35 protein-coding genes and 1 pseudogene are annotated in these 24,347 nt (G+C 63.1%); 35 read left to right on the top strand and 1 reads right to left on the bottom strand.

Annotated elements, in window-relative coordinates:
* The 35 genes and pseudogenes from CK215_RS30595 to CK215_RS04035 all read left to right on the top strand — a co-directional run.
* Positions 1–76 (top strand): annotated as a pseudogene (locus CK215_RS30595) (elongation factor Tu); the annotation flags it as partial.
* Positions 77–142: 66 nt separating this feature from the next.
* The gene (rpsJ, locus tag CK215_RS04200) at positions 143–451 is read left to right on the top strand and encodes a 30S ribosomal protein S10 (RefSeq protein ID WP_006205468.1); all 309 of its coding nucleotides are present in this window, start codon (positions 143–145) and stop codon (positions 449–451) included.
* 93 nt (positions 452–544) lie between these two features.
* Positions 545–1,261 carry a 50S ribosomal protein L3 gene (gene rplC, locus CK215_RS04195; protein ID WP_095830134.1) on the top strand — a complete coding sequence of 239 codons (717 nt, stop codon included), beginning with the start codon at positions 545–547 and terminating at the stop codon, positions 1,259–1,261.
* Entirely contained in the window at positions 1,261–1,881 is a 621-nt protein-coding gene (gene rplD / locus CK215_RS04190; protein ID WP_066989592.1) for a 50S ribosomal protein L4, read from the top strand. Before rplC ends, rplD begins: the two co-directional genes overlap by 1 nt.
* Positions 1,878–2,171, top strand: a complete 294-nt coding sequence (locus CK215_RS04185) for a 50S ribosomal protein L23 (protein WP_040983033.1) — start codon at positions 1,878–1,880, stop codon at positions 2,169–2,171. Before rplD ends, CK215_RS04185 begins: the two co-directional genes overlap by 4 nt.
* A gap of 22 nt (positions 2,172–2,193) precedes the next feature.
* Positions 2,194–3,027 carry a 50S ribosomal protein L2 gene (gene rplB / locus CK215_RS04180; RefSeq protein WP_040970375.1) on the top strand — a complete coding sequence of 278 codons (834 nt, stop codon included), beginning with the start codon at positions 2,194–2,196 and terminating at the stop codon, positions 3,025–3,027.
* A gap of 16 nt (positions 3,028–3,043) precedes the next feature.
* Positions 3,044–3,322 carry a 30S ribosomal protein S19 gene (gene rpsS, locus CK215_RS04175; RefSeq protein ID WP_006205463.1) on the top strand — a complete coding sequence of 93 codons (279 nt, stop codon included), beginning with the start codon at positions 3,044–3,046 and terminating at the stop codon, positions 3,320–3,322.
* A gap of 2 nt (positions 3,323–3,324) precedes the next feature.
* Positions 3,325–3,714, top strand: coding sequence for a 50S ribosomal protein L22 (gene rplV, locus CK215_RS04170; protein ID WP_066989594.1), 390 nt, complete (start codon positions 3,325–3,327; stop codon positions 3,712–3,714).
* Positions 3,714–4,436 (top strand): 30S ribosomal protein S3, encoded by a 723-nt coding sequence (gene rpsC, locus CK215_RS04165; RefSeq protein ID WP_095829728.1) that lies wholly within the window; start codon positions 3,714–3,716, stop codon positions 4,434–4,436. The genes rplV and rpsC overlap by 1 nt, the downstream gene beginning before the upstream one ends.
* Before the next feature lie 27 nt (positions 4,437–4,463).
* A complete protein-coding gene (gene rplP, locus CK215_RS04160; RefSeq protein ID WP_027170364.1) occupies positions 4,464–4,877 on the top strand; it encodes a 50S ribosomal protein L16 in 414 nt (137 codons plus the stop codon).
* A 12-nt stretch (positions 4,878–4,889) separates the two neighbouring features.
* Positions 4,890–5,090, top strand: coding sequence for a 50S ribosomal protein L29 (rpmC, locus tag CK215_RS04155; RefSeq protein WP_040970379.1), 201 nt, complete (start codon positions 4,890–4,892; stop codon positions 5,088–5,090).
* Between the two features lie 11 nt (positions 5,091–5,101).
* Positions 5,102–5,341 (top strand): 30S ribosomal protein S17, encoded by a 240-nt coding sequence (gene rpsQ / locus CK215_RS04150; RefSeq protein WP_040970380.1) that lies wholly within the window; start codon positions 5,102–5,104, stop codon positions 5,339–5,341.
* A gap of 81 nt (positions 5,342–5,422) precedes the next feature.
* On the top strand, positions 5,423–5,791 hold the full coding sequence (gene rplN, locus CK215_RS04145; protein ID WP_006205457.1) for a 50S ribosomal protein L14: 369 nt from the start codon (positions 5,423–5,425) through the stop codon (positions 5,789–5,791).
* 12 nt (positions 5,792–5,803) lie between these two features.
* The gene (gene rplX / locus CK215_RS04140; RefSeq protein ID WP_059188493.1) at positions 5,804–6,118 is read left to right on the top strand and encodes a 50S ribosomal protein L24; all 315 of its coding nucleotides are present in this window, start codon (positions 5,804–5,806) and stop codon (positions 6,116–6,118) included.
* The gene (gene rplE, locus CK215_RS04135; RefSeq protein ID WP_095777622.1) at positions 6,111–6,689 is read left to right on the top strand and encodes a 50S ribosomal protein L5; all 579 of its coding nucleotides are present in this window, start codon (positions 6,111–6,113) and stop codon (positions 6,687–6,689) included. The genes rplX and rplE overlap by 8 nt, the downstream gene beginning before the upstream one ends.
* 26 nt (positions 6,690–6,715) lie before the next feature.
* Positions 6,716–7,021 carry a 30S ribosomal protein S14 gene (rpsN, locus tag CK215_RS04130; protein WP_095777623.1) on the top strand — a complete coding sequence of 102 codons (306 nt, stop codon included), beginning with the start codon at positions 6,716–6,718 and terminating at the stop codon, positions 7,019–7,021.
* Positions 7,022–7,033: 12 nt separating this feature from the next.
* Positions 7,034–7,432 carry a 30S ribosomal protein S8 gene (gene rpsH / locus CK215_RS04125; RefSeq protein ID WP_066989600.1) on the top strand — a complete coding sequence of 133 codons (399 nt, stop codon included), beginning with the start codon at positions 7,034–7,036 and terminating at the stop codon, positions 7,430–7,432.
* A gap of 113 nt (positions 7,433–7,545) precedes the next feature.
* A complete protein-coding gene (rplF, locus tag CK215_RS04120; RefSeq protein WP_067321468.1) occupies positions 7,546–8,079 on the top strand; it encodes a 50S ribosomal protein L6 in 534 nt (177 codons plus the stop codon).
* 88 nt (positions 8,080–8,167) lie between these two features.
* Positions 8,168–8,530: a 50S ribosomal protein L18 gene (gene rplR, locus CK215_RS04115; RefSeq protein ID WP_066989604.1), complete on the top strand. Its 363-nt coding sequence runs from the start codon at positions 8,168–8,170 to the stop codon at positions 8,528–8,530.
* Between the two features lie 126 nt (positions 8,531–8,656).
* A complete protein-coding gene (gene rpsE / locus CK215_RS04110) occupies positions 8,657–9,226 on the top strand; it encodes a 30S ribosomal protein S5 (RefSeq protein ID WP_027046810.1) in 570 nt (189 codons plus the stop codon).
* Between the two features lie 25 nt (positions 9,227–9,251).
* Positions 9,252–9,449, top strand: a complete 198-nt coding sequence (rpmD, locus tag CK215_RS04105) for a 50S ribosomal protein L30 (RefSeq protein WP_027170355.1) — start codon at positions 9,252–9,254, stop codon at positions 9,447–9,449.
* A gap of 23 nt (positions 9,450–9,472) precedes the next feature.
* A complete protein-coding gene (gene rplO, locus CK215_RS04100) occupies positions 9,473–9,946 on the top strand; it encodes a 50S ribosomal protein L15 (RefSeq protein WP_066989606.1) in 474 nt (157 codons plus the stop codon).
* A gap of 259 nt (positions 9,947–10,205) precedes the next feature.
* Positions 10,206–11,546: a preprotein translocase subunit SecY gene (gene secY / locus CK215_RS04095; protein WP_066989608.1), complete on the top strand. Its 1,341-nt coding sequence runs from the start codon at positions 10,206–10,208 to the stop codon at positions 11,544–11,546.
* On the top strand, positions 11,543–12,133 hold the full coding sequence (locus CK215_RS04090) for an adenylate kinase (RefSeq protein ID WP_095780445.1): 591 nt from the start codon (positions 11,543–11,545) through the stop codon (positions 12,131–12,133). The genes secY and CK215_RS04090 overlap by 4 nt, the downstream gene beginning before the upstream one ends.
* 223 nt (positions 12,134–12,356) lie before the next feature.
* Positions 12,357–12,725, top strand: coding sequence for a 30S ribosomal protein S13 (rpsM, locus tag CK215_RS04085; RefSeq protein ID WP_027170351.1), 369 nt, complete (start codon positions 12,357–12,359; stop codon positions 12,723–12,725).
* A 157-nt stretch (positions 12,726–12,882) separates the two neighbouring features.
* Positions 12,883–13,272, top strand: coding sequence for a 30S ribosomal protein S11 (gene rpsK / locus CK215_RS04080; protein ID WP_006205444.1), 390 nt, complete (start codon positions 12,883–12,885; stop codon positions 13,270–13,272).
* A gap of 99 nt (positions 13,273–13,371) precedes the next feature.
* A complete protein-coding gene (locus tag CK215_RS04075; RefSeq protein ID WP_059188661.1) occupies positions 13,372–14,382 on the top strand; it encodes a DNA-directed RNA polymerase subunit alpha in 1,011 nt (336 codons plus the stop codon).
* Between the two features lie 104 nt (positions 14,383–14,486).
* On the top strand, positions 14,487–14,918 hold the full coding sequence (rplQ, locus tag CK215_RS04070; protein WP_066989613.1) for a 50S ribosomal protein L17: 432 nt from the start codon (positions 14,487–14,489) through the stop codon (positions 14,916–14,918).
* A gap of 190 nt (positions 14,919–15,108) precedes the next feature.
* Positions 15,109–16,602, top strand: coding sequence for a DegQ family serine endoprotease (locus CK215_RS04065; RefSeq protein ID WP_095825450.1), 1,494 nt, complete (start codon positions 15,109–15,111; stop codon positions 16,600–16,602).
* A gap of 44 nt (positions 16,603–16,646) precedes the next feature.
* Complete coding sequence (locus CK215_RS04060) at positions 16,647–17,954, top strand: replication-associated recombination protein A (RefSeq protein ID WP_095830133.1); 1,308 nt, start codon at positions 16,647–16,649, stop codon at positions 17,952–17,954.
* A gap of 206 nt (positions 17,955–18,160) precedes the next feature.
* Positions 18,161–18,991 (top strand): aspartyl/asparaginyl beta-hydroxylase domain-containing protein, encoded by an 831-nt coding sequence (locus CK215_RS04055; protein WP_066989619.1) that lies wholly within the window; start codon positions 18,161–18,163, stop codon positions 18,989–18,991.
* A 122-nt stretch (positions 18,992–19,113) separates the two neighbouring features.
* On the top strand, positions 19,114–20,100 hold the full coding sequence (locus tag CK215_RS04050; protein ID WP_095830132.1) for an RluA family pseudouridine synthase: 987 nt from the start codon (positions 19,114–19,116) through the stop codon (positions 20,098–20,100).
* 41 nt (positions 20,101–20,141) lie between these two features.
* The gene (locus CK215_RS04045; protein WP_170950219.1) at positions 20,142–21,017 is read left to right on the top strand and encodes a DMT family transporter; all 876 of its coding nucleotides are present in this window, start codon (positions 20,142–20,144) and stop codon (positions 21,015–21,017) included.
* A gap of 10 nt (positions 21,018–21,027) precedes the next feature.
* Positions 21,028–21,819: an ATP12 family chaperone protein gene (locus CK215_RS04040; protein ID WP_095780451.1), complete on the top strand. Its 792-nt coding sequence runs from the start codon at positions 21,028–21,030 to the stop codon at positions 21,817–21,819.
* A gap of 180 nt (positions 21,820–21,999) precedes the next feature.
* Positions 22,000–23,889: an MFS transporter gene (locus CK215_RS04035; RefSeq protein WP_067321442.1), complete on the top strand. Its 1,890-nt coding sequence runs from the start codon at positions 22,000–22,002 to the stop codon at positions 23,887–23,889.
* Positions 23,890–23,966: 77 nt separating this feature from the next.
* Here CK215_RS04035 and CK215_RS04030 read toward each other — a convergent pair whose 3' ends face one another.
* Positions 23,967–24,161 carry a DUF2735 domain-containing protein gene (locus CK215_RS04030; protein ID WP_095830130.1) on the bottom strand — a complete coding sequence of 65 codons (195 nt, stop codon included), beginning with the start codon at positions 24,159–24,161 and terminating at the stop codon, positions 23,967–23,969.
* Between the last annotated feature and the right edge of the window lie 186 nt (positions 24,162–24,347).

Raw genomic sequence — 24,347 nt, 5'->3', positions numbered from 1 at the left:
AGAGAAGCTGCGCTTCGCCATCCGTGAAGGCGGCCGCACCGTCGGTGCCGGCATCGTCGTCACCATCAAAGAATAATTGGACGAAACGGATCTGTCGCGGGCGCGGGGCTGCCCGCGCCGCGCCAGAACAAGGAATTGACGCATGAACGGACAGAATATCCGCATCCGCCTTAAGGCGTTTGACCACCGGGTGCTCGACGCCTCGACGCGCGAAATCGTGTCGACCGCCAAGCGCACGGGCGCCAACGTCCGCGGCCCCATTCCGCTGCCGACGCGGATCGAAAAGTTCACGGTCAACCGGTCGCCTCACGTCGACAAGAAGAGCCGCGAGCAGTTCGAGATGCGCACCCACAAGCGGCTGCTCGACATCGTCGATCCGACCCCGCAGACGGTCGATGCTCTGATGAAGCTCGATCTGGCCGCCGGTGTCGACGTCGAGATCAAGCTCTAGGAACAAGAGGGCGGGGCGACCCGGAACTCTGAAGGAAGCAAGAGGCGTGGAGGGGCGTCAGCCCCGACAGGGAACTCTAAAGGAATTGAACCGATGCGTTCAGGTGTGATTGCAAAGAAGGTGGGAATGACCCGCATCTATAACGATGCCGGGGAACACGTTCCCGTCACCGTTCTCCAGATGGAGAACTGCCAGGTCGTGGCGCAGCGCACGCAGGAGAAGAACGGCTACACCGCCGTCCAGCTCGGCGTTGGCCTTGCCAAGGTGAAGAACACGTCGAAGGCGATGCGCGGCCATTTCGCTGCCGCCTCCGTCGAGCCGAAGGCGAAGCTCGCCGAGTTCCGCGTCTCCGCCGACAACATGATCGACGTCGGCGCCGAGCTCACCGTCGAGCACTTCGTCGCCGGCCAGAAGGTCGACGTGACGGGCACCTCGACCGGCAAGGGTTTCCAGGGCGTGATCAAGCGGCACAACATGGGTGGCGGCCGCGCCACGCACGGTAACTCGGTCTCGCACCGCACGCACGGCTCGACCGGTCAGCGCCAGGACCCCGGTAAGGTGTTCAAGGGCAAGAAGATGGCCGGCCACATGGGCGACGTCCGGGTCACCACCCAGAATGTCGAGGTCGTCTCGACCGATGCCGACCGCGGCCTGATCCTGATCCGCGGCGCCGTCCCGGGAGTGAAGGGCGCCTGGATCCTGGTCCGTGACGCGGCCAAGGTTGCGCTGCCGGCCAACGCGCCGAAGCCAGCCGCGATCCGTGCCGCTGCCGCCATGAACGATGCCCCGGCCAATGAGGGAGCGGAATAATGGACCTCAAGATCACAACCCTCGGCGGCAAGGACGCCGGCAAGGTAAAGCTCTCCGAGGAGATCTTCGGCCTTGACCCGCGTGAGGACATCCTGCAGCGCGTGGTGCGCTGGCAGCTGGCCAAGAAGCAGCAGGGCACGCACAAGGCCAAGGGGCGCGCCGAGATCGCGCGCACCGGCGCCAAGATGTACAAGCAGAAGGGTACGGGCCGCGCCCGGCACCATTCGGCTCGCGCTCCGCAGTTCCGCGGCGGTGGCAAGGCGCACGGCCCGGTCGTGCGCAGCCATGAGCACGAGCTGCCGAAGAAGGTGCGCGCGCTGGGCCTGAAGCACGCTCTCTCGGCCAAGGCCAAGAGCGCTTCGCTGATCATCGTCGACGAGCTGAAGCTCGCCGAAGCCAAGACCAAGGCGCTGGTGGCGAGCCTCGAGACGCTCGGGCTCACCAATGCCCTGGTGATCGGCGGCGCCGAGCTTGACCAGAACTTCAAGCTGGCGGCGACCAACATTCCCAACATCGACGTGCTGCCGATCCAGGGCATCAACGTCTACGACATTCTGCGCCGCGGCACGCTGGTCCTTTCGAAGGCCGCCGTCGAGGCTCTCGAGGAGCGCTTCAAATGACCGACCTCCGTCACTACGACGTGATCGTCTCGCCGGCGATCACTGAAAAGTCGACCATGGCTTCCGAGCAGAACCAGGTCGTCTTCAATGTCGCCAAGAAGGCGTCGAAGCCGGAAATCAAGGCCGCCGTGGAAGCTCTCTTCGGGGTCAAGGTTACGGCCGTGAACACGCTCGTCCGTAAGGGCAAGATCAAGCGCTTCCGCGGCACGGTTGGCCGCCAGGGCGACGTCAAGAAGGCGGTTGTGACGCTGGCCGACGGCCAGTCGATCGACGTCGCGACGGGTCTCTGAGCAAGGCCGCGAGGACAGGACAATGGCACTCAAGAAATTCAACCCGGTAACGCCGAGCACCCGTCAGCTGGTCATCGTCGACCGCTCGGGCCTCTACAAGGGCAAGCCCGTCAAGGGTCTGACCGAAGGCCTGACCAAGTCGGGCGGCCGCAACAATTACGGCCGCATCACGGCCCGCTTCATCGGCGGCGGTCACAAGCGTTCGTACCGCATCATCGACTTCAAGCGTAAGAAGTACGACGTCGTCGGCACGGTCGAGCGCATCGAATACGATCCGAACCGCACCGCCTTCATCGCGCTGATCAAGTATGACGACGGCGAGCTGTCCTACATCCTGGCGCCGCAGCGTCTGGCTGCCGGCGACAAGATCGTGGCCGGCGAAGCGGTCGACGTGAAGCCGGGCAACGCGATGCCGCTGGCTTCGATGCCGGTCGGCACGATCGTCCACAATATCGAGCTGAAGCCGGGCAAGGGCGGCCAGGTCGCCCGCTCGGCCGGCGGTTACGCCCAGCTCGTCGGCCGCGACCAGGGCATGGCGATCCTGCGCCTCAACTCGGGCGAGCAGCGCGTCGTGCACGGTTCCTGCATGGCCACCGTCGGCGCCGTGTCGAACCCCGATCACGGCAACATCAACGACGGCAAGGCCGGCCGCACGGTGTGGCGCGGCAAGCGCCCGCACAATCGCGGCGTGGCCATGAACCCGGTCGATCATCCGCACGGTGGTGGCGAAGGCCGCACCTCGGGTGGCCGTCACCCGGTTTCGCCCTGGGGCAAGCCGACCAAGGGCAAGAAGACGCGGTCCAACAAGGCGACCGACAAGTTCATCGTGCGCTCGCGCCATCAGCGCAAGAGCTAAGAAGAGGTAACGCCAAGTGACTCGTTCGATTTGGAAAGGCCCCTTCATCGACGGCTACCTTCTCAAGAAGGTGGACAAGGTTCGTGAAGGCGGTCGCAATGAGGTGATCAAGATGTGGAGCCGTCGCTCCACCATCCTGCCGCAGTTCGTCGGCTTCACCTTCGGTGTCTACAACGGCCAGAAGCACGTTCCCGTCTCCGTGAACGAGGACATGGTCGGCCACAAGTTCGGTGAATTCGCTCCGACCCGGACCTATTACGGTCATGGCGCGGATAAGAAGGCGAAGAGGAAATAATCATGGGCAAGGCCAAAGCTCCGCGCAGGCTTGCTGACAACGAGGCGCGCGCCGTTCTGCGCACCATCCGTATCAGCCCGCAGAAGCTGAACCTGGTTGCCGCGCTGATCCGCGGCAAGAAGGTCGCGACAGCGCTTTCCGACCTCGAATTCTCGGCCAAGCGGATTTCCGGCACGGTCAAGAAGACCCTGGAGTCGGCGATCGCCAACGCGGAAAACAACCACGACCTCGATGTCGATGCGCTGATCGTATCGGAAGCCTATGTCGGCAAGTCGATCGTCATGAAGCGTTTCCACGCGCGTGGCCGTGGTCGCGCCAGCCGTATCGAAAAGCCGTTCTCGCACCTCACGATCGTCGTTCGTGAAGTCGAGGAAAAAGGGGAGGCCGCATAATGGGCCAGAAAGTCAATCCGATCGGGCTGCGTCTCGGCATCAACCGCACCTGGGATTCGCGCTGGTTCGCGAACACCGGCGAATACGGTCAGCTGCTGCATGAAGACATCAAGATCCGTAAGTATCTTGAGAAGGAACTCAAGCAGGCCGCGATCTCCAAGGTCGTGATCGAGCGTCCGCACAAGAAGTGCCGCGTCACCATCCATGCCGCGCGTCCGGGCCTGATCATCGGCAAGAAGGGCGCCGACATCGAGAAGCTCCGCAAGAAGCTGATGGAGATGACGAAGTCCGAGACGCACCTCAACATCGTTGAAGTGCGCAAGCCGGAAATCGACGCCACGCTGATCGCCCAGTCGATCGCCCAGCAGCTCGAACGCCGCATCGCGTTCCGTCGCGCCATGAAGCGCGCCGTTCAGTCGGCCATGCGTCTTGGTGCCGAAGGCATCCGCATCAACTGCTCCGGCCGTCTCGGCGGCGCCGAAATCGCGCGCATGGAGTGGTACCGCGAAGGCCGCGTGCCGCTGCATACGCTGCGCGCCGATGTCGACTACGGCACGGCCGAGGCGAACACGGCGTATGGCATCTGCGGCGTCAAGGTGTGGGTGTTCAAGGGCGAGATCCTCGAGCACGACCCGATGGCGTCGGAGCGTCGCGCCACGGAAGGCGATCACGGCGGTCAGACCGGCGAGCGTGAGCGCGGTCGCCGTCGCGAGAACGCCTGAGAAATTTGAGAATTTGGAGTTAGAACGATGCTGCAGCCAAAGCGCACAAAGTTCCGCAAGCAGTTCAAGGGCCGTATCCACGGTACCGCCAAGGGCGGCACCAATCTGGATTTCGGCGGTTTCGGGCTGAAGGCGCTTGAGCCGAACCGCGTCACCGCGCGCGAGATCGAGGCGGCCCGCCGCGCGATCACCCGCGAGATGAAGCGCGCCGGCCGCGTCTGGATCCGGGTGTTCCCGGATCTGCCGGTCACCTCGAAGCCGACCGAAGTGCGCATGGGTAAGGGCAAGGGCGCCGTCGACTACTGGGCGGCGCGCGTCAAGCCTGGCCGCATCATGTTCGAGATCGACGGCGTCAGCGAAGAAACAGCGCGTGAGGCGCTGCGTCTCGGCGCCGCCAAGCTCTCGGTCAAGACGCGCTTCGTGCAGCGCATCGCAGAATAAGGACAGGCGATCATGAAAGCCGAAGACATCCGGACCAAGACCCAGGATCAGCTGGCCGACGACCTGGCCGCCCTCAAGAAGGAGCAGTTCAACCTGCGCTTCCAGAAGGCCACCGGCCAGCTCGAGAAGACCGCACGCGTGAAGCAGGTCCGCAGGGACATCGCGCGCATCAAGACCATCGCCGCGGAAAAAGCCGCGGCCAAGAAGGCTTAAGGACGAGAACCATGCCAAAGCGCATCCTGCAGGGCACCGTCGTCAGCGACAAGAACGAGAAGACGGTCGTCGTCAAGGTCGAGCGGCGCTTCACGCATCCCGTGATGAAGAAGACCGTGCGCCTGACCAAGAAGTACAAGGCGCATGACGAGAACAACGCCCATAAGGTCGGCGACCAGGTGTTCATCCAGGAATCGAAGCCGATCTCCAAGGACAAGCGCTGGGTCGTCATCACCGCGGATCAGGCTTGATCCGGGCGAACGAAACGAATTTTGGACAGACCGGGGAGGGGTGAAAGCCCGTCCCGTTAGAAAAGAAGAAGGCGGCCAGTCATGATTCAGATGCAAACAAACCTCGACGTCGCGGACAATTCCGGCGCCCGTCGTGTCATGTGCATCAAGGTGCTGGGCGGTTCGAAGCGGAAGTATGCCTCCGTCGGCGACATCATCGTGGTGTCGATCAAGGAAGCCATCCCGCGCGGCCGCGTTAAGAAGGGCGATGTGATGAAGGCGGTCGTGGTTCGCACGGCCAAGGACATCCGCCGTCCGGACGGCAGCGTGATCCGTTTCGACAAGAACGCGGCCGTTCTCGTCGACAACAAGAAAGAGCCGATCGGCACGCGTATCTTCGGGCCGGTTCCGCGCGAGCTTCGCGCCAAGAACCACATGAAGATCATCTCGCTCGCGCCTGAAGTGCTGTAAGGAGCCGGACCCATGCAAAAGATCAGAAAAGGCGACAAGGTCGTCGTGCTTGCCGGCAAGGACAAGGGCCGTTCGGGCGAAGTCCTGTCGGTGCAGCCGAAGGAAGACACCGCGCTGGTCCGCGGCGTGAACCTCATTCGCCGTCACCAGAAGCAGACCCAGTCCCAAGAGGGCGGGATCATCACCAAGGAAGCGCCGATCCACCTGTCGAACATCGCGCTGGCCGACCCCAAGGACGGCAAGCCGACCCGCGTCGGCTTCGCCATCCAGAAGGACGGCAAGAAGGTGCGCGTCGCCAAGCGTTCGGGAGAAGTCATCAATGGCTAAAGCTGAAACCAAGCAGGCAGCTGCCAAGAACGAGCCGCGCCTCAAGAAGGTCTATCAGGAGACCATCCGCAAGGCGCTGCAGGAGCAGTTCGGCTACGACAACGAGATGCAGGTTCCGCGCATCGACAAGATCGTGCTGAACATGGGCGTCGGTGAGGCGACCGGCGATTCCAAGAAGCCCTCGGTCGCGGCCGAGGACCTCGCGCTGATCGCCGGCCAGAAGGCTGTCGTCACCCGCGCCCGCAACTCGATCGCGGGCTTCAAGGTGCGCGAGAACATGCCGATCGGCGCCAAGGTCACGCTGCGCAAGGAACGCATGTACGAGTTCCTCGACCGCCTCGTGAACATCGCGCTGCCGCGCGTTCGCGACTTTCGCGGACTGAACCCGAAGAGCTTTGACGGCCGTGGCAACTACGCCATGGGCATCAAGGAGCACATCGTGTTCCCGGAGATCAACTACGACAAGGTTGATCAGGTCTGGGGCATGGACGTCATCGTTTGTACGACGGCGAAGACGGATGACGAGGCCAGGGCGCTGCTCAAGGCCTTCAACTTCCCCTTCCGCCAGTAACGGCAGCGAAAAAGGAAAAATCTGAAATGGCAAAGACCAGCTCAGTCGAGAAGAACAACCGGCGCCGCAAGCTTGCCGGTCAGTACGCCGCCAAGCGCAAGGCGCTCAAGGAAATCGTCATGGACCAGTCCAAGCCGATGGAAGAGCGTTTCCGCGCCCAGTTGAAGCTTTCGGCGCTGCCGCGCAACTCGGCCAAGATCCGCATCCGCAACCGCTGCGAAGTGACGGGGCGTCCGCGCGCCTACTATCGCAAGCTCAAGCTTTCGCGTATCGCGCTTCGCGATCTGGGCAACAACGGCCAGATCCCGGGCCTGGTCAAGTCGAGCTGGTAAGGAGACACTGAGATGTCATTGAGCGATCCTCTCGGCGATATGCTGACCCGCATCCGCAACGCCTATGGCCGCAAGAAGTCGAGCGTCTCGACTCCGGCCTCGCGTCTGCGCGCCCGCGTCCTCGAAGTGCTGAAGTCGGAAGGCTATATCCGCGACTACAGCCAGACCGACTTCGAGAACGGCAAGTCGGAAATCGAGATCGAGCTGAAGTATTTCGACGGCGCTCCGGTCGTGCGCGAAATCGAGCGCGTCTCGAAGCCCGGCCGCCGCGTCTATGTCTCGGCCAAGTCGATCCCGCATGTCGCCAACGGCCTCGGCATCGCCATCCTTTCGACGCCGAAGGGCGTCATGGCCGATCACGAAGCGCGCGAGCAGAATGTCGGCGGCGAGATCCTCTGCCAGATTTTCTAAGGGTGAATGGTCAATGGTGAATAGTGAATGGTGAGACTGCACGGGACTTTGACCGCGCCGTTCGCCACTTCACCATTCACCATTCACAGCAGTAAAAGGAAGAGGAGACAACAATGTCTCGTATCGGAAAGAAACCCGTTTCGCTGCCGCAGGGCGTCTCCGCGACCGTCAACGGCCAGACCGTGACGGCCAAGGGCCCCAAGGGCGAGCTGAAGTTCGTGGTCAACGACGAAGTGCTGGTCAAGATGGAAGGCGCCGAGATTTCGGTCGAGCCGCGCGACCAGACCAAGACCGCCCGCGCCAAGTGGGGCATGTCGCGCACGCAGATCGTCAACATCCTGCAGGGCGTCAAGGACGGCTTCGAGAAGAAGCTCGAGATCACCGGCGTCGGCTATCGCGCCGCCATGCAGGGCAAGAACCTGCAGCTGGCGCTCGGCTTCAGCCACGACGTGGTCTATGAGACGCCGCAGGGCATCACGATCTCCGTGCCGAAGCCGACCGAAATCACGGTCTCCGGCATCGACAAGCAGCAGGTCGGCCAGGTCGCGGCCGAGATCCGCGAGTATCGCGGTCCCGAACCCTACAAGGGCAAGGGCGTGCGCTATGCCGACGAGCGGATTGTCCGCAAGGAAGGCAAGAAGAAGTAAGACTTTTGATCGCCGCGGGGCGCGACCGCGGGAGGCTTGGCCTACCGCACACGGTTGCCCCCGTTTTCTGAAGGCAAGGAACAGAATCATGGCTAGCCCCAAAGAAACAACCCAGCGCCGCGCGCAGCGCGTGCGCCGCCAGCTCAAGAAGGTCGCCGGCGAGCGGCCGCGGCTTTCGGTGCATCGCACCTCGAAGCACATCTACGTCCAGGTCATCGACGACGCGAAGGGCCACACGCTGGCCGCCGCCTCGACGCTGGAGAAGGAGCTGAAGGGCTCGCTCAAGACCGGCGCCGACAGCGCCGCTGCTGCCGCGGTCGGCAAGCTGATCGCCGAGCGCGCGTCGAAGGCCGGCGTCAAGGAAGTCGTCTTCGATCGTGGCCCGTACATCTATCACGGCCGCGTCAAGGCGCTGGCCGAGGCTGCCCGCGAAGGCGGTCTGAGCTTCTAATGCATGATCCCGAAAAGTTGCAGACTTTTCGGACAAGATCATGCAAAGGAGAAATTCACCGCCGGTGTCGATAGAGGCGCCGGCAAACAGCAACCCGTGCTTCCGGAAAAGAACAAGGACTAGGATATGGCACAGGAACGTAGGGAAGGCGGCCGCGGCCGCGAGCGTGAACGCGAAGAGCGCGACGACGGCATGGTGGACAAGCTTGTCCACATCAACCGCGTCGCCAAGGTGGTGAAGGGCGGCCGTCGCTTCGGCTTTGCCGCGCTCGTCGTCGTCGGCGACCAGAAGGGCCGCGTCGGCTTCGGCCACGGCAAGGCGCGCGAAGTGCCGGAGGCGATCCGCAAGGCGACCGAATCGGCCAAGCGCGACATGATCTTCGTGCCGCTGCGTTCGGGCCGCACGCTGCATCACGACGTCGAGGGCCGCTGGGGCGCCGGACGCGTTCTGCTGCGCGCCGCCAAGCAGGGTACCGGCATCATCGCTGGCGGCCCGATGCGCGCCGTCTTCGAGACGCTCGGCATGCATGACGTGGTCGCCAAGTCGATGGGTTCGTCGAACCCCTACAACATGGTTCGCGCCACCTTCGACGCGCTGAAGAGCCAGATGCATCCGAAGGATGTGGCTGCTGCGCGCGGCATCAAGTACTCGACCCTTCAGGCCCGCCGCGGCACCGCCGTCGCGGCCGAAGAATAGTCGACGCTGACCAGGGATTTCGACCATGGCCAAGAAAGCTACCAAGACCATCACCGTCGAGCAGATCGGTTCGCCGATCCGCCGGCCGAAGGAGCAGCGCGCGACGCTGGTCGGCCTCGGCCTCAACAAGATGCACAAGCGGCGCACGCTGGAAGACACCCCTTCGGTGCGCGGCATGATCGCCGCCGTCCAGCACCTCGTCCGCGTTGTGGACGAGGCCTGAACGGAAGCGCAGGAGACAGAAACATGAAACTCAACGATCTGCGTGACAAGGACGGCGCCACGCACTCCAGGAAGCGCCTCGGTCGCGGCATCGGCTCCGGCTCTGGCAAGACCGCCGGTCGCGGCGTCAAGGGCCAGAAGGCACGCTCGGGCGTTGCCATCAACGGCTTCGAGGGCGGCCAGATGCCGCTTTACCGGCGCCTGCCGAAGCGCGGCTTCAACAACCTGTTCGCCAAGAGCTTCACCGTCGTGTCGCTTGCCCGCATCCAGGCTGCGGTCGATGCCAAGAAGCTCGACGCGAAGGAGACCGTGACGGCTGAGACCCTGATCGCTGCCGGCGTCATCCGCCGCGCCAAGGACGGCGTGCGCGTGCTCTCCGACGGCGAGCTCAAGGCCAAGCTCAGCTTCGACGTCGCCGGCGCCTCCAAAGCTGCGATCGAGAAGATCGAGAAGGCGGGCGGTTCGGTGAAGCTGCCGGAAGCGGCCGCCGCCGAGTAACGGCGATTTGAAGCGCGGCCGGCGGGTATGGTTTCATTTTTGCCGCCCGTCCGCGCTTTGATCTGATCAATTAGGCGGCCGCGTCAACGCGGCCGCTTGCATGTTGACGGTCCGGAGCTTATCTCGTGAGCTTCGGTGACACGCGCCGCCTGAGCTGCGGGCATCGAGCGCGACATAGAAATCAATGAAGTAGAGCATGATGTCTTCCGAAAACCGCTTCACACTTTTCGGCATCATGCTCTAGCGGAGAAAATCAGGCATGGCTTCGGCTGCTGAACAACTAGCCTCCAATCTGAATTTTGCGGCCTTCGCCAAGGCCGAGGATCTGAAGAAGCGCATCTGGTTCACCGTCGGCGCGCTGCTCGTCTACCGCCTCGGCACCTACATCCCGCTTCCCGGGATCAATCCCGACGCTTTCGCGCAGGCCTTCTCCTCGCAGAGCAAGGGCGTGCTCGGCATGTTCAACATGTTTGCCGGCGGCGCCGTGCAGCGCATGGCGATCTTCGCGCTCGGCATCATGCCCTACATCTCCGCCTCCATCATCATGCAGCTGATGACCTCGGTCATCCCGTCGCTGGAAGCGCTCAAGAAGGAAGGCGAGCAGGGCCGCAAGATCATCAACCAGTACACGCGCTACGGCACCGTGCTGCTGGCCTTGGTGCAGGCCTACGGCATTTCGGTCGGGCTGGAGGGCGGCAACGGTATCGTCACCGATCCCGGCATGTTCTTCCGCATCTCGACCGTCGTCACGCTTGTCGGCGGCACCATGTTCCTGATGTGGCTCGGCGAGCAGATCACCGCGCGCGGCATCGGCAACGGCATTTCGCTGATCATCTTCTCGGGCATCGTCGCCGGTCTGCCGCACGCCATTTCAGGCACGCTGGAACTCGGCCGCACCGGTGCGCTGTCCACGAGCCTGATTCTCGCGATCATCGTGCTCGCCGTCGTCGTCATCGGCGTCATCGTCTTCTTCGAGCGCGCTCAGCGCCGCCTGCTCATCCAGTATCCGAAGCGGCAGGTCGGCAACCGCATGTTCCAGGGCGATACCTCGCATTTGCCGCTGAAGCTCAACACCTCGGGCGTCATCCCGCCGATCTTCGCCTCCTCGCTGCTGTTGCTGCCGGCAACGGTTGCCGGCTTCTCGCAGACCACCAACCTGCCTGCCTGGGCGAGCACGGTCCTGGCGGCGCTCGGGCACGGCCAGCCGCTCTATATGGCGTTCTATGCGGCGATGATCATTTTCTTCGCCTTCTTCTATACGGCGATCGTCTTCAACCCGAAGGACACGGCCGACCAGCTCAAGAAGCATTCCGGCTTCATCCCGGGCTATCGTCCGGGCGAGCGCACCGCCGAATATATCGACTATGTTCTGACGCGTATCACCGTCATCGGCGCCATCTATCTGGTGCTGGTGTGTCTGCTGCCTGAGTTCCTGATTTCAGCGACTGGCGTACCTTTCTATCTCGGTGGCACATCGCTTCTGATCGTGGTCAGTGTCACGCTCGACACGGTGGCGCAGATTCAGGGTCACCTGATCGCGCACCAGTATGAGGGCCTGATCAAGAAGTCGAAGTTGCGCGGGGGTAAGAGGAGCAGATGAGGCTGATATTGCTTGGGCCGCCAGGAGCGGGCAAGGGGACGCAAGCACAGAGACTGGTAGAAAAACACGGCATACCCCAGCTTTCGACGGGAGACATGCTGCGTGCCGCCGTCCAGGCCGGAACCGAGGTCGGCAAGCGGGCCAAGGCGGTGATGGATGCCGGCGAGCTGGTATCGGACGCGATCGTCAATGCGATCGTTGCCGAGCGGATCGACCAGCCCGACTGCGCCAGGGGCTTCATCCTCGACGGTTATCCGCGCACGCTGGTGCAGGCCGATGCCGTCGAAGCCATGCTCGCCGAGCGCAACATCGCGCTCGACAGCGTCATCGAGCTCGTCGTCGACGACAAGGCGCTGGTCGGGCGCATCGTCAAGCGGGCCGAGGATGCCAAGGCGGCCGGCCAGCCGGTGCGCAAGGACGACAATCCGGCGGTGTTCGAGGAGCGCCTGCGCGAATATTACAAGAAGACGGCGCCGCTGACCGGCTACTACTATGCCAAAGGCAGGCTGAAGAGCGTTGACGGCATGGCCAGCATCGACGCGGTGACCGCGGAGATCGAGAAGGTGCTCACGGCGGCGGTGAGCTAGGTCGCTCCGACAAGCAAAGATTGCGCTTGACTGGAAGAAGCCATTGGGGTATGGCGGCCCGTCTTCCTATCAGGCATGGACTTTGCTTGCCCGCAAGGGCAGGGCATCCGTTTTGAACCAGGATACTCCCGCAAGGGCCGGCCTCCACCGGACGCGGGGCAACTTAGATAGCGCCGGGCCTGCCTTTTTGAAGGATGGCCGGCCCAAATGGAGATGAGAGAACATGGCTCGTATAGCCGGCGTCAACATTCCGACCAACAAGCGCGTCGTCATTGCGCTTCAGTACATTCACGGCATCGGCAAGAAGTTTGCCCAGGAGATCGTCGACAAGGTCGGCATCCCGGCGGACCGCCGCGTCAACCAGCTGACCGACGCGGAAGTGCTGCAGATCCGCGAGACGATCGACCGCGACTACCAGGTCGAAGGCGACCTGCGCCGCGAGGTCTCGATGAACATCAAGCGGCTGATGGACCTCGGCTGCTACCGTGGCCTGCGTCATCGCCGCTCGCTTCCGGTCCGCGGCCAGCGCACGCATACCAATGCGCGCACCCGCAAGGGCCCGGCCAAGGCGATCGCCGGCAAGAAGAAGTAATTAGGGGAATAAGGGAGTAGGGGAGTAAGGCAGTAGGGAATGGTCCGAAATCGGATCGTTCATTTCCCTACTCCCTTACTGCCCTATTCCCCTACTCCCTTACGAAGGTGGAGCCGCTGGCGTTACGGCGGTGTAGAGATCAACTGAAAGGACTACCATGGCCAAGGAAGCCGCTCGTGTTCGCCGTCGCGAACGCAAGAACATCTCGTCGGGCGTTGCCCACGTCAATTCGACCTTCAACAACACGATGATCACCATCACCGACGCGCAGGGCAATTCGATCGCCTGGTCGTCGGCCGGCGCCCAGGGCTTCAAGGGTTCGCGCAAGTCGACCCCGTTCGCCGCCCAGATGGCCGCCGAAGACGTCGCCAAGAAGGCACAGGAACACGGCATGCGCATGCTCGAGGTCGAGGTCTGCGGACCCGGCTCCGGCCGTGAATCGGCGCTGCGCGCCCTGCAGGCCGCCGGCTTCACCATCACCTCGATCCGCGATGTGACGCCGATCCCGCACAATGGCTGCCGTCCGCGCAAGAAGCGCCGCGTCTAATATTTTTGAACGCCGCGTGAGCGCCAAGGCGCTCCTCCGCGGCAATTCCAGGCTGCCCGCCACGATTGGATGGTGGCGGGTCAAAGGAAGGAAGACACCATGATCCAGAAAAACTGGCAGGAACTGATCAAGCCGAACAAGATCGAGTTCTCGTCGAAGAAGAAGACGCTGACCACGCTCGTGGCCGAGCCGCTCGAGCGCGGCTTCGGCCTCACGCTCGGCAACGCGCTGCGGCGCGTGCTTCTGTCTTCGCTGCGCGGCGCGGCCGTCACCGCCGTGCAGATCGACGGCGTGCTGCATGAGTTCTCGTCCATCGCCGGCGTGCGCGAGGACGTGACCGACATCGTGCTCAACATCAAGGAAATCGCCATCCGCATGGAAGGCGATGGTCCCAAGCGCATGGTCGTGCGCAAGCAGGGTCCGGGCGCCGTCCTTGCCGGCGACATCCAGACCGTCGGCGACGTCGAGATCCTCAACCCCGACCACGTGATCTGCACGCTGGACGAGGGTGCGGAGATCCGCATGGAGTTCACCGTCGACACCGGCAAGGGCTATGTGCCGGCTGAGCGCAACCGCGCCGAGGACGCGCCGATCGGCTTGATCCCGGTCGACAGCCTCTACTCGCCAGTCAAGAAGGTCTCCTACAAGGTCGAGAACACCCGCGAGGGCCAGGTTCTCGACTATGACAAGCTGACCATGACCATCGAGACCGACGGTTCGATCTCGGGCGAGGACGCCGTGGCTTTCGCGGCCCGCATCCTGCAGGACCAGCTCAGCCTGTTCGTCAACTTCGACGAGCCGCAGAAGGAAGTCGCCACCGAGGCCGTCACCGAGCTGGCCTTTAACCCGGCGCTGCTCAAGAAGGTCGACGAGCTCGAGCTTTCGGTGCGTTCGGCCAACTGCCTGAAGAACGACAACATCGTCTATATCGGCGACCTGATCCAGAAGACGGAAGCCGAGATGCTGCGCACTCCGAATTTCGGCCGCAAGTCGCTGAACGAGATCAAGGAAGTGCTGGCGGCGATGGGTCTGCACCTCGGCATGGAAGTGCCGGATTGGCCCCCGGAAAACATCGAAGACCTCGCCAAGCGTTACGAAGATCAATATTGAGCATGAATTCCAAGGATCGGCGGCGCGAGCCGCTCGATCCGACGGTCATGCGGAAAACCATCAGAGGCCGTGGCCTCTTGAACAACTAAAGAAGGAAAAGAGCCATGCGCCACGGTTTCAAAGGCCGTCGCTTCGCCCGCAGCGTGAGCCACCGCAAGTCGATGTTCGCCAACCTCGCCGTGTCTCTGATCGAGCACGAGCAGATCGTCACCACCCTGCCGAAGGCGAAGGACCTGCGTCCGATCGTCGAGAAGCTGGTGACGCTCGGCAAGCGCGGCGACCTGCACGCCCGCCGCCAGGTGATCGCGCAGATCGGCAATGAAGGCGTCGTCAAGCGCCTGTTCGAAACCATCGCACCGCGCTACGCCAGCCGCAACGGCGGCTACCTGCGCATCATGAAGGCGGGCTTCCGCCACGGCGACAATGCCGCCATGGCGGTCATCGAGTTCGTCGACCGCGACACCTCGGCCAAGGGCGCCGCCGACCGCGCGCGTCTCGAGGCCGAAGGCGGCGAAGAGGAAGCCGCGGCCGCATAAGGCCAGGTTTTCAGCGAATGAATTCAAGGGGCCTTCGGGGCCCCTTTTTCGTTCTGAAACCAGCGAGCAGGGCGAGCGGATTTTCGTTCTCGTTCTCACGCTTTTGCGCGACAAGCATCGTATTTCCGTGCATTAGCCTTTCATTCTGCACAATCGTCGGGACAATGGCGCCTGATCTGGAGGATTCGGAATGCACCTCAAACGGCTGTTTCTTATTGCGGTTTGCACGCTTGCCGCTTTCGCCGCGGCTCCTAGCGTCAGACAGGCATTCGCAGAAGATGCCGCCAAGCCGGCCGACCCTGGCCTTTCCGACGTGCTGACCGATCTCTTGCATGGCGTCGAGGGCGAGAACTCCACTTCCGGGCCCGACAAGCGCGTGCCGTTCGGCCGCGAGGAGGTGCAGCTTTCGTTTGCGCCGCTGGTCAAGCAGACGGCGCCGGCCGTGGTCAACGTCTATGCCTCGCAGACCGCAAAGGTGACCTCGCCGTTCGAGGGCGATCCCTTCTTCGAGGAGTTCTTCGGCCGCGCGCAGCCGCGCGCGCAGTCTTCGCTCGGTTCCGGCGTGCTGGTCGATCCGAGCGGCGTGATCGTCACCAACTACCATGTCATCAAGGATGCCGACGAGGTGAAGGTCGCGACGGCCGACGGGCGCGAGTTCACATCCAAGGTGATGCTGAAGGACGAGACACTGGATCTTGCCGTGCTCAAAATCTCCGCCGACAAGCCGTTCCCGGTGATCGCCATCGGCGATTCCGACGCGCTCGAGGTCGGCGACCTGGTGCTCGCCATCGGCAATCCCTTCGGCGTCGGCCAGACGACCACCAGCGGGATCGTTTCGGCGCTTGCCCGCAGCCATATCGGCGTTTCCGACTCCGGCTATTTCATCCAGACCGATGCCGCCATCAATCCCGGCAATTCCGGCGGCGCGCTGATCAATATGGGCGGCCAGCTGGTCGGCATCAACACGGCTATCTATAGCCGCAGCGGCGGCTCGATCGGTATCGGTTTCGCCATTCCGTCGAACATGGTCAGGGCTTTCGCCGACGCCGCCAAGGCAGGCCTGGATTTCTTCGAGCGGCCCTATATCGGCGCCGAGTTTGAAGCCGTGACACCGCAGATCGCGGAATCGCTTGGCATGGAAAAGCCGACCGGCGCGCTGGTCTCGTCGGTCGATGGGGCCGGACCGGCCGGCAAGGCGGGGCTCAAGCCCGGCGACGTCGTGCTGTCGCTCAACAACACCCCGGTCGAAAGCATCGAGGCGCTGGATTACCGTATGGCGACGCTTTCGATCGGTACCAAGGCGACCTTCGCAGTGCTGAGCAAGGGCCAACAGGCAACGCTTGAGATTGCCCTGGAGCGCGCGCCGGAAGGCGCGAAGCCGAGCGAGGTCACGCTGCATGGCCGCAGCCCCTTCGCCGGCGCCAAGGTGGCAGAGCTTTCGCCGCGCCTTGCCCAGCGTCTCGGGCTGCGCACCGACATGAAGGGGGTCACCGTGGTCGACATCAACCGCGATTCACCGGCCGCCGATTTCGGCTTCCAACCGGGCGACATCGTGCGCGAAGTGAACGGCACGAGCATCGATAAGGCGGCGACGCTGGCACAGATTGCGCAGCAGGACACGCGGTGGTGGCGCTTTACCGTCGAGCGCGGTGGGCAGATACTGCGCCAGGTGTTGCGTTACTGAGCAGGCTCTGGAAAAGGGGCCGCGTTCCAACCAAATAAAAGTGCATGGCCGATCTGTTCAGCGTCGATGAACCGAAGAAGGCGCCGCCCGGCCGGCCGCTGGCTGACCGGTTGCGCCCGAAGACCCTTGGCGAGGTCGTTGGCCAGGAGCACTTGACCGGCCCGGATGGCGCGCTGACGCGGCTGATCAATTCCGGCACGCTCGGCTCGATGATCTTCTGGGGCCCGCCCGGCACCGGCAAGACGACGGTGGCGCGGCTGCTCGCCGGCGAAACCCACCTTGCCTTCGAGCAGATATCGGCGGTGTTTTCCGGCGTCGCCGACCTGAAGAAAGTGTTCGAGGCGGCGAAACTGCGCCGGACCAATGGCCGCCAGACGCTGCTCTTCGTCGATGAGATCCATCGCTTCAACCGCGCCCAGCAGGACGGTTTTTTGCCGGTCATGGAAGACGGCACGGTGGTGCTGGTCGGCGCCACGACGGAGAACCCATCCTTCGAGCTGAACGCGGCGCTTCTGTCCCGCGCGCGGGTGCTCGTCTTCCGCTCGCTGGACGAGGAGAGCATCGCCAAGCTGCTGGAGCGGGCCGAGGCGACCGAGGGCAGGGCGCTGCCGCTCGACGACGAGGCGCGGGCCATGCTGATCCGCATGAGCGATGGCGACGGTCGTGCCTCGCTGACGCTCGCCGAGGAGGTCTGGCGCGCCGCCAAGCCGGGCGAGGTGTTTAGGCCCGAAGGCCTGCAGCGCGTCATCCAGCGTCGCGCGCCGATCTACGACAAGGGCCAGGACGGCCACTACAACCTGATCTCGGCGCTGCATAAATCGGTGCGCGGCTCGGATCCGGACGCTGCGCTGTATTACCTCGCCCGCATGTTCGATGCCGGTGAGGATCCGCTCTATCTCGGCCGCCGGCTGGTGCGCATGGCGGTGGAAGATATCGGGCTTGCCGATCCGCAGGCCCTGGTCGTCGCCAATGCCGCGAAGGACGCCTACGATTATCTCGGCTCGCCCGAGGGCGAACTCGCCTTCGCCGAGGCCACCGTCTATCTCGCCACCGCGCCCAAGTCGAACGCCGTCTACACCGCCTTCAAGGCGGCGACACAAGCGGCCAAGGAATTCGGCTCGCTGCTGCCGCCCAAGCACATCCTCAACGCGCCAACCAAGCTGATGAAGGAAGAGGATTACGGCGCCGGCTACCGCTACGACCACGACGAGCCGGATGCCTTTTCCGGCCAGGACTATTTCCCGGAAAAGATGGGCCGCCGCACTTTCTACGATCCGCCCGAGCGCGGCTTCGAGCGCGAGGTCAAGAAGCGGCTGGAATACTGGGCAAAGCTGCGCAAAGAGCGGGAATAGCCGCTTCCGCGGCTCGGCGAGCCCGGGTGCTTCGCGGCGAAGTTTCGTCGGCATGACAGCAAAGTCGAGATGCTGGCGCGATCGTGAGCGGGCAAACCTGTTCCAGATTGTGCCGCGTCATGAAAAATCCTATGAAGGCGCACGGCTGGCGGGGGTCGCCGTGATTTGGCTCATGCGAACAGGATCGCGCTCCCAAGCGAAAGACAATGACAAAGCAAACCCGTAAGACTCTTCGTCAGGCTGCTATCGCAGTCCCGCTTCTCGCGCTTGCCTTTTATTTTATCCCGATCCTGACCACGATCTGGATCGTCTGCGGTCTGATCGACGTGATGCGCAATGCAAACAAGGATCTGTCGTTGTTCCGCGGCTATTTCCTCGGCAACGGCATCTTCACCTGGCTGCTGTCGCCATTCAACCTTTTGGTCGACCTGCTTTGCTATCGGAACCCGGGCGTATGGAAGCTGGAGCAGTTCCCCGCAGACTATCAGCGCGAGGTCAACGAGGTTCTCGACGTCTTCAAGGCTCGCAAGGACGAGATCATCGCCGATATCGACGCCAATTTCGGCACCGGTCGGCGCGGCATGTATGTCTATCAGTGGTATGGCAAGCACAAGATCGACAACGTCGCGGAATTCAACAAGGATTTCAAATACATCAAGACCATCGCGGTCTCAGTCTTCAGAGGCAAGGAATCGACTTCCTGGCATTTCGGGCCGCTGCGGCTCAGCCTGCGCATCCTCTACAATCTGTTGCCGGTCAAGGCTGAGATTTTCGTCGAGTGCAACGGCGCCAGGAACTACTGGCACGACAACCCGCTTTACATTTTCGACGACACGCTGCTGCACCGTTCGGTGAACGAATATGACGGACGCCGCTACTGCGTGTTCATGGATATCATCCGTCCATCGCCATTCCCCGGCCTGATTGCCAACCTTCTCGCCATCGTCTCGGTCAGCGTCGAGCGCGTCAATTCCATGTTCTACAAGAACTGGAAGATGATCGGCTCGTCCAAGGCCAAGAAGGCGGCCGCAAACTGAGGCGTCCGCGCCCGCGGCTGCGCAACGGTCTTTGGCGCGATCTTTGTCCGTTGTTGGGTCTTTGGCTCGCAACCTCTCTGCCTTAGTGCTATGGCGCCGCTTTCAACCGGAAAAGCGTAACCATGGCAGGTGTCGAACAAATCACGGTGGAGGCCGGCGAAGCGGGCATGCGGCTCGACCGCTGGTTCAAGGTCCATTATCCGGGCCTCGGCTTCGGTCACCTGCAAAAGCTCTTGCGCTCGGGCCAGGTCCGCGTTGATGGCGGCCGCGTGAAGGCCGACACGCGCGTCGAGCCCGGGCAGACCGTGCGCATTCCGCCGCTCGAAGTCGACAAGAAGGGCGACGCCGCGCTCACCGGCCATTCGATCCGCAACCAGGGCGATGCCGATGTGCTGGCCAAGATGCTGCTGCACGAGGACCCGAAAGTCTTCGTCTTCAACAAGCCTGCCGGGCTTGCCGTGCAAGGCGGCTCCGGCGTCACGCGCAATGTCGACGACATGCTGGAGGCCTGGCGCAACCAGAAGGGCGAGAAGCCGCGCCTCGTCCATCGCCTCGACCGTGACACTTCCGGTGTGCTGGTCGTTGCCCGCACCCGCCTTGCCGCGATGAAGCTGTCGGAAGCGTTCCGGGCGCGCGAGACGAAGAAAACCTATTGGGCCTTGGTCAAGGGCGTGCCGCCGAAGCGCGAGGACAAGATCTCGACCTGGCTGGTCAAGGAGGCGACGCCGGACGGCGACCGCGTGCGCATCGCCAAGCATGGCGAGAAGGGCGCCGACCATGCCGTTTCCTATTACCGCGTCGTCGAGCAGGCGGCGCAGTCGCTGTCCTGGCTGGAAATGGAACCCTATACCGGCCGCACCCACCAGCTTCGCGTCCATGCCGCCCATATCGGCTGCCCGATCATCGGCGATCCCAAATATTTCGAGGCCGACACCAATTGGGAGTTTCCCGGCGGCATCCAGAACCGCCTTCATCTTCACGCGCGCCGCATCGTTATCCCGCATCCAGACCAGGGGGTCATCGATGTTACCGCGCCGATGCCGCCGCATATGCGCCAAAGCTGGAACTTGCTCGGCTTCGATGAGCAGAGCGCGGAGGACGACAATTGAGCGGTGCTGCCGATACATTCGGCCGACGCGACGCGGTCGACATGACCGCGGCCGCCATGATGGTCGGGCTGACATTGTCCTGGGGCCTGAACTACGTCGCCGCCAAGGTCTCCTATGCCGGCTACGATCCGGTCTTCGTATCGATCGCGCGCTCGATCATCGGCGGGCTGTGCGTTCTCGGCTGGTGCCGGTTGCGCGGCATCAAGCTGTTTGAAGCGGATGGGACGCTCAGCGCCGGTATTGTCGTCGGCGTGCTCTTCGGCGTCGAGTTCCTGTTTCTCTATATCGGGCTGGAATACACGACCGTCGCTCGCAACACGCTGTTGGTCAACACCATGCCGTTCTGGGTCCTGATCGGCGGCCATTTTTTGCTAGGCGAGCGCATCAACGCGCGCAAGCTTGGGGGCCTCGTGCTTGCTTTCTGCGGGCTTCTGGCCGTGTTCTCAGACGGCATCTTCGCCGGTAATGACGCGACGCTGACGGGCGATCTGCTCAGTCTTGGCTCGGGCATCCTGTGGGCGTTGACCAGCATCATCATCAAGCGATCGAAGCTGGTCGAAACCAGCGCCGAGAAGCTTCTGCTCTATCAACTCGCGGGCGCCGCCGTCGTCGGTGCCCTTGTGATGCCGTTCGCCGGCCCGCCGATCCGCGAAATCGCTGCATTGCCGACACTGGCATTGATGTTCCAGTCTTTCTATATCGTCGCTTTCACCTATGTTTTGTGGTTCTGGCTGCTCACGCGCTATCCGGCGGCAGGCCTGTCCAGCTTCGCCTTCCTGTCGCCGGTGTTCGGTGTTCTGTGCGGCGCCGTGCTTTTGGGCGAGCCGCTGACGATCAGGATCTTCCTGGCGCTCGGCCTGATCGCGGCCGGGCTGATCATCGTCAATCGGCCGTCGCGCAAGCAGGTCCCAGCGTAAGGAGTTCGAGATGCGCGACATCCTCAACGACCTCGAAGCGGGAAAGCAGCTTTCAGATCCCGATCCGGTGCGCCGCGCCCAGATCCAGATGAAGACGCCGCTGCCGAAGCGCTTCTACAAGGCGGTTTCAGTAGTGCCGGTCGAAGGCGGTTTTGCCGTCCATCTGGACGGCAGGCCGGTCCGCACGCCGGGAAAGGCGCTGCTGGTGTTGCCGACTGAAGGAGCCGCGACGCTGGTTGCTGACGAATTTTCCGCCCAGCGCGAGATCATCGACCCTGTGACCATGCCGGTGATGCGCCTTGCCAACACGGCACTCGACGGTGTGGCCAGCGACCCGCAAGCGGTGCTGGAGGATGTCCTGCGCTTCGCTTCGTCGGACCTGCTTTGCTACCGAGCCGATGGCCCGCAGGGGCTGGTAGACCGTCAGAACAGGCTCTGGGATCCGGTTCTCGATTGGGCAAGAAGCAACCTCGGCGTGCGCTTCAACCTCGCCGAAGGTGTCATCCATGTCGAGCAGCCGCGCGAGACGATCGCCGTCCTTGGCGCTCATCTTGCCCAGCGCGCCGAGCCGCTGCGTCTGGCCGCGATCCACGTCATGACCTCGCTGACCGGCTCAGCGCTGCTGGCGCTTGCCGTCGACTTCGGCGAGCTCGACGGCGAGGAGGCCTGGGCCGCCGGCCATGTCGACGAAGACTGGCAGATCGAGCACTGGGGCCAGGATGCCGAAGCCGTCGCGCGCCGCTCCGCCCGCAAGCGCGACATGATGGCGGCAGTCAGCCTGCTTGAGGCGCTTAAAGCCTGAGCTCCGCTTCGCATTGCATCTAATACCAAAGTCATAATCCCATCGTCGCGGTGCCTTTCCGGGGCGCTTTCTGCCATTTTTTCCCTCGTTGGCCGCGTTTTTTGAGTCCGCGTTCGGAGGAATTGCGGACGGTGGCGCGCAGCCATCGAGGACAGACGGGATCCACGGGAGGATATATCAATGGCAATGGCATCGACCGCCGGCGGAAAAAGCCGCGGCATGACGCGGGAGGAAAAGAAGGTCATCTTCGCCTCCTCGCTCGGCACCGTTTTTGAATGGTACGATTTCTATCTTTACGGTTCGCTGGCCGCCTTCATCGGCGCGACTTTCTTCAGCCCGACCATCCCCGAGGCGACGCGCAACATCTTCGCGCTGCTGGCTTTCGCCGCCGGCTTCCTCGTCCGTCCCTTCGGCGCGCTTGTGTTCGGCCGGATCGGCGACCTCGTGGGCCGCAAATACACCTTCCTCGTCACCATGACGATCATGGGCCTGTCGACCTTCCTGGTCGGCCTGCTGCCCGGCTATGCCAGCTGGGGCATCGCGGCACCGGTGATCCTGATCGGGCTGCGCATGCTGCAGGGGCTGGCGCTTGGCGGCGAATATGGCGGTGCCGCAACCTATGTCGCCGAGCACGCGCCGGACGATCGCCGCGGCTTCTACACCTCCTGGATCCAGACGACGGCAACGCTCGGCCTATTCCTGTCGCTGATCGTCATCCTCATCGTCCAGGGTTCGCTCAGCAAGGAAACCTACGCTGCCTGGGGCTGGCGCATTCCCTTCATCGTCTCCTTTCTGCTGCTTGCCATCTCGATCTGGATCCGGCTGTCGCTTTCGGAGTCGCCGACCTTCCAGCGCATGAAGGAGGAGGGCAAGGGCTCCAAGGCGCCGCTGTCAGAGGCCTTCGGCCAGTGGAAGAATGCCAAGATCGCGCTTCTGGCGCTGCTCGGCCTCACCGCAGGCCAGGCCGTGATCTGGTACAACGGCCAGTTCTACGCGCTGTTCTTCCTGCAGAACGTGCTGAAGGTCGACGCGTGGTCGGTCAACGTCATGATCGCGATCGCGCTTGCCGTCGGCTCGATCTTCTTCGTCGTGTTCGGCTGGCTGTCCGACAAGATCGGCCGCAAGCCGATCATCATGGCCGGCCTTGCTTTGGGAATCGTCTGCACCTTCCCGCTGTTCAAGGCGCTGACCTGGGCCGCCAATCCGGCGCTGGCCACCGCACAGCAGAACACGCGCGCAACGGTGACCGCGGCCCCCGGCGACTGCAGGTTCCAGTTCAATCCGGTCGGCACGGCGAAGTTCACGACATCCTGCGATATCGCGACCTCGTTCCTGACCAAGAACTCGGTGCCTTACGACGTCGTTTCGACGGCGGCACCCGGCACCGCCGCCACGGTCAAGATCGGCAACGAGACGGTGCAGTCCTATGACGCCGTCGCCGCCGGCGATCAGGCCAAGGCCAAGGAGGCCGCCTTCCAAAAGGCAGTCAACATGTCTCTGCAGGATGGCGGTTATCCGCTGAAGCGGGCCGCGGCCAAGGTGCCGGACCAGAAGCTCGACGCCTTCGTCGCAGCCAATCCGGAATTGAAGCTCGATGCGGCGGCGATCCGCGGCGGCGAGAAGACGACCGTTCCGACCGACAAGGCGGTCGCCGACAAGCTGCTGACCAAGGAGGAAGCGGCCGGCGCCCCCGAGGTCACTGTCTACAACATCCCGGGCGGTGGTGCCTTTGCCATGGTCGCCGATCCGGAGGCGGTGAATTGGCCGGTGACGATCGGCATCCTGTTCATCTTGGTCGTGTTCGTGACCATGGTCTACGGGCCGATCGCCGCGATCCTGGTCGAGATGTTCCCGACCCGCATCCGCTATACCGGCATGTCGCTGCCTTACCATATCGGCAATGGCTGGTTCGGCGGCCTGCTGCCGGCAACGGTGTTCGCACTCAGCGCCTACAAGGGCGACATCTATTACGGCCTCTGGTACCCAGTGGTGATCGCCGCGATGTCGCTGATCATCGGCATGATCTTCGTCAGGGATACGCTGGGCACCGATCTGGACGCCAAGCAGTAGCCGATCCTCGGCAAATGAAGAGCCCGGCGCGAGCGATCGCGCCGGGCTTTTTCTCGTCTCGAGCTGGAAAGAATTGGTCAGCTCTTGCGCTGCTTGTGTTCTTCCTCGATTGCCGCCTGATGGTACCAGCCGTCGAAATCTGCGTGCGTATTGCGCAACGAGGCAAGCTCTGCCGCGAATTTCGCCTTCGCGCCTAAATTTAAGGCAGGCGCCCGGCCTGCAAGCGGGAACATCAGGATCTTTGCCGACGGACGGGACGTGGTGACTTCCATTGGCGGCCTCCTACCTCTTCAGGAGCAAGTCGATTTCAAATCTGTTCCCAAGATAGGTTCTGCGATTCATTTAGGCAATATGCTCACAAAAAGATCAGTCGTTGCACAATATTTATGCAGAAAGCGCGCCTGAACGATCGCCGCGCATTGCTGCGCAGGCTTAGCAAAATCAACGCTTTGCGATGA

The sequence above is a fragment of the Mesorhizobium sp. WSM3864 genome (genome assembly GCF_002294955.1).
In the GTDB taxonomy this organism is placed as follows: domain Bacteria; phylum Pseudomonadota; class Alphaproteobacteria; order Rhizobiales; family Rhizobiaceae; genus Mesorhizobium.
The sequence above is the reverse complement of the archived record's forward strand: the minus strand, read 5'-3'. Positions and strand labels throughout refer to the sequence as shown.

Excerpts from the sequence above, each read along its gene's own strand:
- rpsN (WP_095777623.1), top strand. The coding sequence starts at position 6,716 with ATGGCAAAGACCAGCTCAGTCGAGAAGAACAACCGGCGCCGCAAGCTT.
- rpsQ (WP_040970380.1), top strand. The coding sequence starts at position 5,102 with ATGCCAAAGCGCATCCTGCAGGGCACCGTCGTCAGCGACAAGAACGAG.
- rplP (WP_027170364.1), top strand. The coding sequence starts at position 4,464 with ATGCTGCAGCCAAAGCGCACAAAGTTCCGCAAGCAGTTCAAGGGCCGT.
- CK215_RS04185 (WP_040983033.1), top strand. The coding sequence starts at position 1,878 with ATGACCGACCTCCGTCACTACGACGTGATCGTCTCGCCGGCGATCACT.
- rplO (WP_066989606.1), top strand. The coding sequence starts at position 9,473 with ATGAAACTCAACGATCTGCGTGACAAGGACGGCGCCACGCACTCCAGG.
- CK215_RS04035 (WP_067321442.1), top strand. The coding sequence starts at position 22,000 with ATGGCAATGGCATCGACCGCCGGCGGAAAAAGCCGCGGCATGACGCGG.
- CK215_RS04090 (WP_095780445.1), top strand. The coding sequence starts at position 11,543 with ATGAGGCTGATATTGCTTGGGCCGCCAGGAGCGGGCAAGGGGACGCAA.
- rplB (WP_040970375.1), top strand. The coding sequence starts at position 2,194 with ATGGCACTCAAGAAATTCAACCCGGTAACGCCGAGCACCCGTCAGCTG.
- rplQ (WP_066989613.1), top strand. The coding sequence starts at position 14,487 with ATGCGCCACGGTTTCAAAGGCCGTCGCTTCGCCCGCAGCGTGAGCCAC.
- rplC (WP_095830134.1), top strand. The coding sequence starts at position 545 with ATGCGTTCAGGTGTGATTGCAAAGAAGGTGGGAATGACCCGCATCTAT.
- secY (WP_066989608.1), top strand. The coding sequence starts at position 10,206 with ATGGCTTCGGCTGCTGAACAACTAGCCTCCAATCTGAATTTTGCGGCC.
- CK215_RS04040 (WP_095780451.1), top strand. The coding sequence starts at position 21,028 with ATGCGCGACATCCTCAACGACCTCGAAGCGGGAAAGCAGCTTTCAGAT.
- rpsM (WP_027170351.1), top strand. The coding sequence starts at position 12,357 with ATGGCTCGTATAGCCGGCGTCAACATTCCGACCAACAAGCGCGTCGTC.
- rpsH (WP_066989600.1), top strand. The coding sequence starts at position 7,034 with ATGTCATTGAGCGATCCTCTCGGCGATATGCTGACCCGCATCCGCAAC.
- rplV (WP_066989594.1), top strand. The coding sequence starts at position 3,325 with ATGGGCAAGGCCAAAGCTCCGCGCAGGCTTGCTGACAACGAGGCGCGC.
- CK215_RS04060 (WP_095830133.1), top strand. The coding sequence starts at position 16,647 with ATGGCCGATCTGTTCAGCGTCGATGAACCGAAGAAGGCGCCGCCCGGC.
- rplE (WP_095777622.1), top strand. The coding sequence starts at position 6,111 with ATGGCTAAAGCTGAAACCAAGCAGGCAGCTGCCAAGAACGAGCCGCGC.
- CK215_RS04055 (WP_066989619.1), top strand. The coding sequence starts at position 18,161 with ATGACAAAGCAAACCCGTAAGACTCTTCGTCAGGCTGCTATCGCAGTC.
- rplR (WP_066989604.1), top strand. The coding sequence starts at position 8,168 with ATGGCTAGCCCCAAAGAAACAACCCAGCGCCGCGCGCAGCGCGTGCGC.
- rpsC (WP_095829728.1), top strand. The coding sequence starts at position 3,714 with ATGGGCCAGAAAGTCAATCCGATCGGGCTGCGTCTCGGCATCAACCGC.
- rpsJ (WP_006205468.1), top strand. The coding sequence starts at position 143 with ATGAACGGACAGAATATCCGCATCCGCCTTAAGGCGTTTGACCACCGG.
- CK215_RS04045 (WP_170950219.1), top strand. The coding sequence starts at position 20,142 with ATGACCGCGGCCGCCATGATGGTCGGGCTGACATTGTCCTGGGGCCTG.
- rpsE (WP_027046810.1), top strand. The coding sequence starts at position 8,657 with ATGGCACAGGAACGTAGGGAAGGCGGCCGCGGCCGCGAGCGTGAACGC.
- CK215_RS04065 (WP_095825450.1), top strand. The coding sequence starts at position 15,109 with ATGCACCTCAAACGGCTGTTTCTTATTGCGGTTTGCACGCTTGCCGCT.
- rpmC (WP_040970379.1), top strand. The coding sequence starts at position 4,890 with ATGAAAGCCGAAGACATCCGGACCAAGACCCAGGATCAGCTGGCCGAC.
- rplN (WP_006205457.1), top strand. The coding sequence starts at position 5,423 with ATGATTCAGATGCAAACAAACCTCGACGTCGCGGACAATTCCGGCGCC.
- rpmD (WP_027170355.1), top strand. The coding sequence starts at position 9,252 with ATGGCCAAGAAAGCTACCAAGACCATCACCGTCGAGCAGATCGGTTCG.
- CK215_RS04030 (WP_095830130.1), bottom strand. The coding sequence starts at position 24,161 with ATGGAAGTCACCACGTCCCGTCCGTCGGCAAAGATCCTGATGTTCCCG.
- rplX (WP_059188493.1), top strand. The coding sequence starts at position 5,804 with ATGCAAAAGATCAGAAAAGGCGACAAGGTCGTCGTGCTTGCCGGCAAG.
- rpsK (WP_006205444.1), top strand. The coding sequence starts at position 12,883 with ATGGCCAAGGAAGCCGCTCGTGTTCGCCGTCGCGAACGCAAGAACATC.
- CK215_RS04050 (WP_095830132.1), top strand. The coding sequence starts at position 19,114 with ATGGCAGGTGTCGAACAAATCACGGTGGAGGCCGGCGAAGCGGGCATG.
- rplD (WP_066989592.1), top strand. The coding sequence starts at position 1,261 with ATGGACCTCAAGATCACAACCCTCGGCGGCAAGGACGCCGGCAAGGTA.
- rplF (WP_067321468.1), top strand. The coding sequence starts at position 7,546 with ATGTCTCGTATCGGAAAGAAACCCGTTTCGCTGCCGCAGGGCGTCTCC.
- CK215_RS04075 (WP_059188661.1), top strand. The coding sequence starts at position 13,372 with ATGATCCAGAAAAACTGGCAGGAACTGATCAAGCCGAACAAGATCGAG.